Source organism: Robinsoniella sp. RHS (genome assembly GCF_001029355.1).
Classification (GTDB): domain Bacteria; phylum Bacillota; class Clostridia; order Lachnospirales; family Lachnospiraceae; genus Robinsoniella; species Robinsoniella peoriensis.
This window is the reverse complement of the sequence record NZ_JNGB01000001.1, coordinates 293525-301161: the sequence shown is the minus strand read 5'-3', so window position 1 is coordinate 301161 and position 7637 is coordinate 293525. Positions and strand designations below refer to the sequence as shown.

Annotated in this window: 3 protein-coding genes and 1 pseudogene; 3 read left to right on the top strand and 1 reads right to left on the bottom strand. The window is 40.7% G+C overall.

Annotated elements, in window-relative coordinates; genetic code table 11:
- Positions 1–80: 80 nt before the first annotated feature.
- Positions 81–556 (top strand): annotated as a pseudogene (locus tag RHS_RS01290) (flavodoxin).
- Between the two features lie 111 nt (positions 557–667).
- Positions 668–868: a hypothetical protein gene (locus tag RHS_RS01285; RefSeq protein WP_044294582.1), complete on the top strand. Its 201-nt coding sequence runs from the start codon at positions 668–670 to the stop codon at positions 866–868.
- Positions 869–1063: 195 nt separating this feature from the next.
- Here RHS_RS01285 and RHS_RS01280 read toward each other — a convergent pair whose 3' ends face one another.
- Positions 1064–1984: a hypothetical protein gene (locus tag RHS_RS01280; RefSeq protein ID WP_047832127.1), complete on the bottom strand. Its 921-nt coding sequence runs from the start codon at positions 1982–1984 to the stop codon at positions 1064–1066.
- Between the two features lie 581 nt (positions 1985–2565).
- On the opposite strand from RHS_RS01280, the gene RHS_RS29860 reads away from it, so the two are divergent.
- Positions 2566–7626, top strand: a complete 5061-nt coding sequence (locus RHS_RS29860) for a beta-L-arabinofuranosidase domain-containing protein (RefSeq protein ID WP_395020953.1) — start codon at positions 2566–2568, stop codon at positions 7624–7626.
- Positions 7627–7637: the final 11 nt, after the last annotated feature.

Below are 7637 nucleotides of genomic sequence, written 5' to 3'. Positions count from 1 at the left end.
ACGAAACCTCTTACTATGCATACCCAGCGTAAAGAATTATCAGAGACAGTTCGCTATATATGATAAAGGAGGAACCTAAAATGAGTAAAGCATTAGTAGTATATTTTTCAGTGAGCGGCATAACCGCAAGATTAGCAGAAAGACTAGCATCAGCGATTGGCGCGGATTTGCATGAAATTCAGCCCGCACAAAAAATACACAGCTGAGGATTTGGATTGGACAAATAAAAAAAAGCCGCAGCAGCGTGGAAATGAATGATAAATCATTCCGTCCGGCTATAGCCGATAAAGTAGAGAATATGGATCAGTATGATATGATTTATCTGGGTTTCCCCATCTGGTGGTATGTGGCTCCGACTATTATCAATACATTTTTAGAAGCTTATAATCTGGAAGGGAAAAAAATTATACCCTTTGCAACATCCGGCAGCAGTGGAATGGGAAGGACAAATGTGGAACTGGAAGATTCCTGTAAAGGTGCTGACCTTATGGATGGCAAACGTTTTCATGCAGATGCAGGTATAGATGAACTGAAAGCCTGGGCAGAACAATTTTAAGTAGATTCTATATATAACACATTTGGCAATGGAATAGAGAATATCTGAAAATAATATGGTAGCATAAAATAATGGGGCAGTCGGAAAAAGGTTGCGGGATCACAGAAATATATGATTTATCGTAAAACGACTTCCAAAAAAGCAAAATGGGAAAGAGTTGCCACTGTTAAATCAAATGTCAGAACATATGTGGACCGGAAGGCAAAAAAAGGAAAGAAATATTATTATGCAGTCAGGTCTTACCGCAAATCGGCTGGTTTATCCTGTTATAGCAGTTATGGAAGCAGTAAACGGGTAACTACCAGAAAATAGCGGGGTAATTAATGTAATGAGATAGAGAGTATTGCCGGGGGATTTAGGTTCCGGGCAATACTCTCTTTTTATAGGATTCAGTTATATTTAAACTTCTCGGCAAAAATCATCATAGAATCAGCAACAAAACGACATAATTCAGAATACTCACTAAAGGAAGATTCAGAGCCAAGCCAGTAACGATCCCGTTTGCCATTATTCAGCTCTATGCATAAAAAGTATTGTGTTGGATAAATGGAGTTGCTTTTTTTTTCTTGGTGATGTCATCTTTACTTCCGTGATTTCATTTAAACGATAGTGGTTGTGATCTATAACAATAAATGTACCCATGTATGTAATGTTTCTCGGACAAGTTTTCCCTCTTTTATGCAGAAGATACAAACGAATAGGTTCTACCAGAAGCAATAGGATTGAAAAAAAGGTAATAACGAATCCTATAAGCGGCATGAAGCTTACATCATTTTCCATTAAGAAAATGAGAAGTATTCCGAGAAACGATAAAATTAATTCAATGATTGCTATTTTCAATATGGAGCGTTTTTCATTGTTTAAAATATCTTCCGGCAATAAATGAAAAGAATCAGGATCTCTTTGCGCTTCATAAACCATTTCAGATTTTTCCAGAGGGGAAATTGTTTCACTTAGCTGTAATCTCAATTGTTCAAAAAAAGCCTCTATATTGGAAGCGTTGAAATCGTATAGTCTTAGCATCTTTTCTTCTTTTTTCTCATTATAGTAAACAAGATATCTTCGGCGAATGGTATATTGCAGCCAATTGTATCCTATCTGTGTTCTTTTCGTATGAAACCGTATGATATCAACTTTTGGTATTTCCATGAGGTAACCAAAACGCTTAATTAAAATTACATCATCTAGCATGGTAATGCTGGTTTTTCTATAGAACGCGATGATAATAGCTATTACAAAACCCGTTACCAGACTAAAGGGCCATTCCAGGAGAATTTGGAGGAAAAAGAAAGAAATAAATCCGACTGATAAAAATCTTAAAGCATACCAGCTAAAATATAAAATGAAACCTAATATAATTGTAAAAAACAAAATGGTTTCCAACGTCATTATCCAACTGCTCTTTATTTCCATTTTCTTCATTTCCATAGAGTAGTTTTCCTCTCCTGATTCATATAGTATCTTACTTTATGATGTCAATTGTAAATTTGCCTCAAGGATGCTTCACGCTAAATATCATTCAATTATACAGTTTATGAATGTTTTATACAATACCTCAACGTTTTTATTAATTAACGAAGGGGTATCCAAACGAAGGGCATATTCTATCTGGGGCTGTTATTAATGAAGTCTAACAGATTTCCTGCTATATATTTTTCCAATGTATTGAATGTATACTTTGATGTAATGAAAAGTAAATGATATAAAGAACTTAAAAACCTATCTGAAATAAATCCACTAACATTAATAAATTACAATACAAAGATAGAGAAAACCAAATTACAATATAATAGACCTCCTTATGACATACCATGGACAGGCTGTGACACATCACATAACGCTAAAAATGCGATGCACATCCAGTCTATAATAATAGGATGGAGTTTCCATGTGAATTCATAATATATCACACAAACACAGTATAAAATCCCGTATATTTTTAAAATTCCAATAGCTATAATAATGATAATAAACGCATAAAAATTTGCGAAAAAGAGGGAGGAATTGGTGTGAAACGACAGATTTTAACAACGGTTATGAGCTTTACACTACTTGTCCTGGCATTACCGTGTATGAACGTGCATGCTGAGGAAGGGCAATTGGGAGAAAACATTGCATTAAAAGCGGTGGCTTCTGCCGAACATGAAAACACATCGGCTGCAAATGTGAATAACGGCAGTCTGGCGACGAATGATCCTTTTACTTCATGGAATACCTGGAAGTCCGATGGCCTGCTGAATTATCCCACTCCGGTGACGTTAACCTGGGACAAAACTTACGAGATATCCGGGATGCGTGTCATGTGGTGGGCGGACAATGCCAATAAGGCAGGGTCAGATTCTGTTACATTTCCAAAGAGCTGCGAGGTGTATTATCTGGACAACAGCGACAACTGGGTTTTGATTGATAATATGACAGATGAAAATCAAAATTTAGTATCCGAAGTGGGCGTGGTGTATGATGCCAGCGACGGAAATGGTTTAAACGGCAAAAATAAATACTGGAATTGTGTAACGTTTGCAGAAACGGTTCAGACAAAGGGAGTACGCCTGGTGGTGGACCGCAACGGAACAAACCGCAATGGTATCGGGATAAGTGAATGGGAGGTATTTGGCGAAAAAGTATTATCTAAGATTGGCGAGGGTGTGAATATTGCACCAAATGCAAAAGCATCAGCAGATCGTGAAAATACGCCAGCTTCAAATGTGAACAACGGTGCATTGGCTACGGGGAATGCGCAGACCTCATGGAATACCTGGAATAACAGTGGTTCATATCCCACACCGGTTACGCTGACCTGGGAGGAGCCCTATGAAATATCCAGTATGCAAGTGATGTGGTGGGCAGATAATGCAACGCAAAATGCAAGTGGGAATGTTACGTTTCCAAAATCCTGCAAAGCTTATTACTATGATAACACACTGGACGACTGGGTGGAAATTACGGACATGCAGGACGAAAATGATGTGGATACGTCTTCTGTGGGGGTTCGGTATGATGGCAATAACGGCGGAATAAATGGTGCAAACAGTTACTGGAACGTCGTACTCCTGAAGACACCGGTCAGAACAACGCAGATGCGGCTGTACATAGACCGCAGCGGAACGGGAAGCAATGGAGTTGGAATCAGTGAATGGGAGGTGTATGGCGAACCAATTAAGGACAAACTTTTTGCTGCTAAAATTACCGGAAAAGAGCGGATCGGTCTTGGCGAAACTGCTGACTACCAGGGATTTTGCATACCCTCAGAATTGCCTGATGTTACGTATGAATGGTCTGTTCCCGAGGCGTACAGCGAAATTCTGGAAATAACGGGTAATGATACAGATGCCAGTAAGATTACGGTAACGGCAAAAGCGGCTGGAGCTGGTGCCTTAAAATTAAAATGCACTTATGGAACTACGCAGCGGGAAGTATCCTTTCCGGTATCGGTGGAATCCATACAGAGTATTGATGATTACATCACGGCAACGGCAGCCGGAAGGGAGCCGATTCTTCCCAAAATGGTAGTTGTAAATGGAATCAGCTTCGACGATCCCACCCCGTCTCTGAAAAGTGTTAATAAGACACAGAATGGCGGAACAGAAGCGTTCGACTTTGGAGAGGAATTCAATTCCAAACTGATGCCCGTTGAATGGGAAGCAGTAGACCCTAAGCTGTATGCAGCGGATCAGGCAGGAAAGACATTTACCGTAAATGGAATAGTCAATTACGGAGGTGAGCAATGGGATGCCAAAGCACAGATCACGGTAAAGGAACCCGTTGTAGCACCGGATGCCAATAGTGCGGTAACTTTTGAAAATGTAAAACTGAATGATGAGTTCTGGCAGCCAAAGCAGAAAGTGAATGCGTTGAATTCTCTAAATGCAGGAATCAACAGGATAGCCATGGAAGCAGGCGGAGAACCAAATTTTGATAATGCAATCAAAAAATTGAACGGGGAATCCTATGAACCTTTTAATGGATTTGTTTTCCAGGATACGGATATCTATAAATCCATCGAAGCAATTTCATATACGCTCTCAGTTATTCAGGATGACAAGGATCCGGAAATTGCAGCACAAAGAGCAAAATTAGAGGATAAATTAGCTGACTGGATCAGTAAGATTGAGCAGGTTCAATATGCAGACGGTTATATTAATACACACTTTACTTTAAGGAGCACTACATTTGCAGGAGGAAGTTCTCCCGGCACTCATCGCTTCCGGGATTTTAGCAATCATGAGATGTATATAGCAGGACATTTATTTGAATCAGTCGTAGCGTATACCCGGTACCGGGAAGGAATCGGAGATCCTGATTACAGCCTTTATGTAGTGGGCAAGAGATTTGCAGATGAAATTGTACGCCTTTTCGGACCGGACGTGCAGCGCCACGAAGTTCCGGGGCATGAGGAAATAGAACTTGCCTTGATAAAACTGGCGAAGCTTGCAGAAGAGTACGAAGGAGAGGGTGCAGGCCAGAAATATATAGATACAGCCAAACTGCTGATTGACCGGAGAGGGGGAGATCAATCCTTAAGGGAAAGCAATTACAAAGGCGGTGACTATTCCCAGGATAAAACGCCCTTTACTCAGGAGAAAAACGGAGTGGGACATGCCGTTCGTGCCACATATCTCTATGCGGGAGCAACGGATGTAGCAACTTTACTGCCGGATGGAGATGCTGACAAAGAGGCCTATCTGGATACGCTGGACACTATTTGGGATTCCGTACAAAATAGAAAAACCTATATAACCGGCGGTATTGGGGTAAGATCTCATGGAGAAGACTTTGGCGGAGATTATGAGCTTCCCAATGATGATTCCTATTGTGAGACTTGTGCATCGATTGCAGTGGCTAACTGGAACCAGCGAATGAATCTGGTGCATCAGAATGCAAAATATGCGGATGTAGTGGAAAAGGCACTTTATAACGGTATACTGGTAGGAACGAATCTGGAAGGAAATCTCTTCTATTATGATTCACGCCTTGAGGTATCTAATGGAAATGCCCGTTCAGAATGGTTTGCATGCGCCTGCTGTCCTCCGAACCTAATGAGGACAATTGCTTCCCTGAGCGGTTATATGTATTCTGTCCATCAAAATGATGTCTATGTAAATATGTACATCGGAAGCGATGCAAAAGTAAATGTAGACGGCACAAAAGTGGCATTAAAGCAGGAGACAAAATACCCATGGGAGGGGAAAACAGCCATCACCGTTACACCGGAGTCAGAAAAGGAATTCACTGTTAATATAAGGATTCCGGGCTGGATACAGGACCAGAAAAACAAAAATACGGATATCTCAGTAAATGGAGAGAATATTTCAGCAAAAGCTGTCAATGGATATGTTGCCATTAAGCGGAAATGGACGCCAGGTGATGTAATTACAGTGGATATGCCAATGGAAATAAGATTGACAGAAGCGAATCCAAATGTCAAAACAAATAGCGGGAGAGTGGCAATAGAAAGAGGGCCTCTTGTATACAGCATAGAAAAAGCCGGGAATACCAGTTTAAATCCTGAAGTCCAAAATCTGAATCCATTGAACTATGTGATTCCCAGATCCACAGAATTTACAGCGCAATATAACCCGGAGCTGCTTAAGGGCGTCGTAGAAATCACCGGAGATGTATATTACGAAGCAGGCGGTAAATTAGTTCCGGCAAAACTACAGGCAATTCCTTTTTATGCATGGAATAACCGGGGCGATGACGGTATTTACGGACAGAATAATGCGACTAAAATGCTTATATGGACAAAAGCAAATGGATTTGCGGTATCAGTCCAGGCTGATAAGAATACCATCAATATCGGTGATACAGCTGCTTTGACTGGAATAGTAACCGCTCCGGCGGATGTATCTGACAATGCCTATCAATGGTCTGTCACAGAAGGTAGAAGTGTGGAAATAACAGATGGGGAAGGCAGCGCCAGGGCTACCGTAAAGGGAATAATGGCCGGGGAATCAGAGCTTACGCTGACAGTATCTAACAGCTATGGAACACAAAGCGCCACATATAGTTTGAAGGTAAATGCTCCCACGGATCCGGAAGAACCAACAGACCCGGAAGAGCCGACAGATCCGGAAGAGCCGACAGATCCGGAAGAGCCGACAGAGCCGACAGACCCAACAGACCCAACAGACCCAGAAGATCCCACTGACCCTACAGAACCTGTTGATCCTGCAGTCAGAACGGTAGAGGATTTTATTAATAAAATCGGAGATAAAATTACCATCCAAAGTGACCAGGCGATCATAAAGGCAGAGCAGGAATATGCAGCGTTAAATGCAGTCCAGAAGGCAAAGGTAACGAACTACAGTAAATTAAAACAGGCCCGTCAAACCTGTAATAATCTTAAAGCTGCTGATGCAGTTGTGATTAAAATTAATGCGGTTGGGACGGTTACTTATAGCCAGGCATCCAAAAATAAGATCGACGAGGCACAGGCTATGTATCAAAAGCTGTCCCCGGATCAGAAAAAACTGGTTACAAATTACAGCCTTCTAACCCAGGCACAGTCCAGATACAATGAACTGGAAAGGCAATATAAGGAAAAGGAAAAACAAGAAAATACCATTATCACAGGAAAGACTTATACAACAGGTACCTACCATTATAAAGTGACCAGCCTAAAGAACAAGACCGTAACCCTAACCGGAGTGACGAAGAAGACCCTCACTTCCATTAAAGTCGGCAAAACAGTTAAAATAAAAGGTAAAACTTTTAAGATAACTGCAATTGGAAAATCTGCATTTAAAGGCTGTACGAAAGCGAAAAAAGCAACGGTTGGAAAATACGTAAAAACAATTGGTGACAACGCATTTTATCAGTGCAAAAAACTAAAATCCGTTCATATAGAAAGCACAGAACTGACAAAGATCGGTAAAAAAGCATTCTATAAGAACAGCAGTTTAAAGAGTATTACCATAAAAAGTAAAAAGCTGAAATCAGCCGGATCCCAGGCATTCACCGGTATCCACAAAAATGCAAAGATGAAAGTGCCTTCGTCATGCCTGAAAAAATATGAGACAAAAATCCTGAAAAATAAGGGACAGAAGAAAACAGTCAAAATTGTAAAATAAATTAAAAAGGA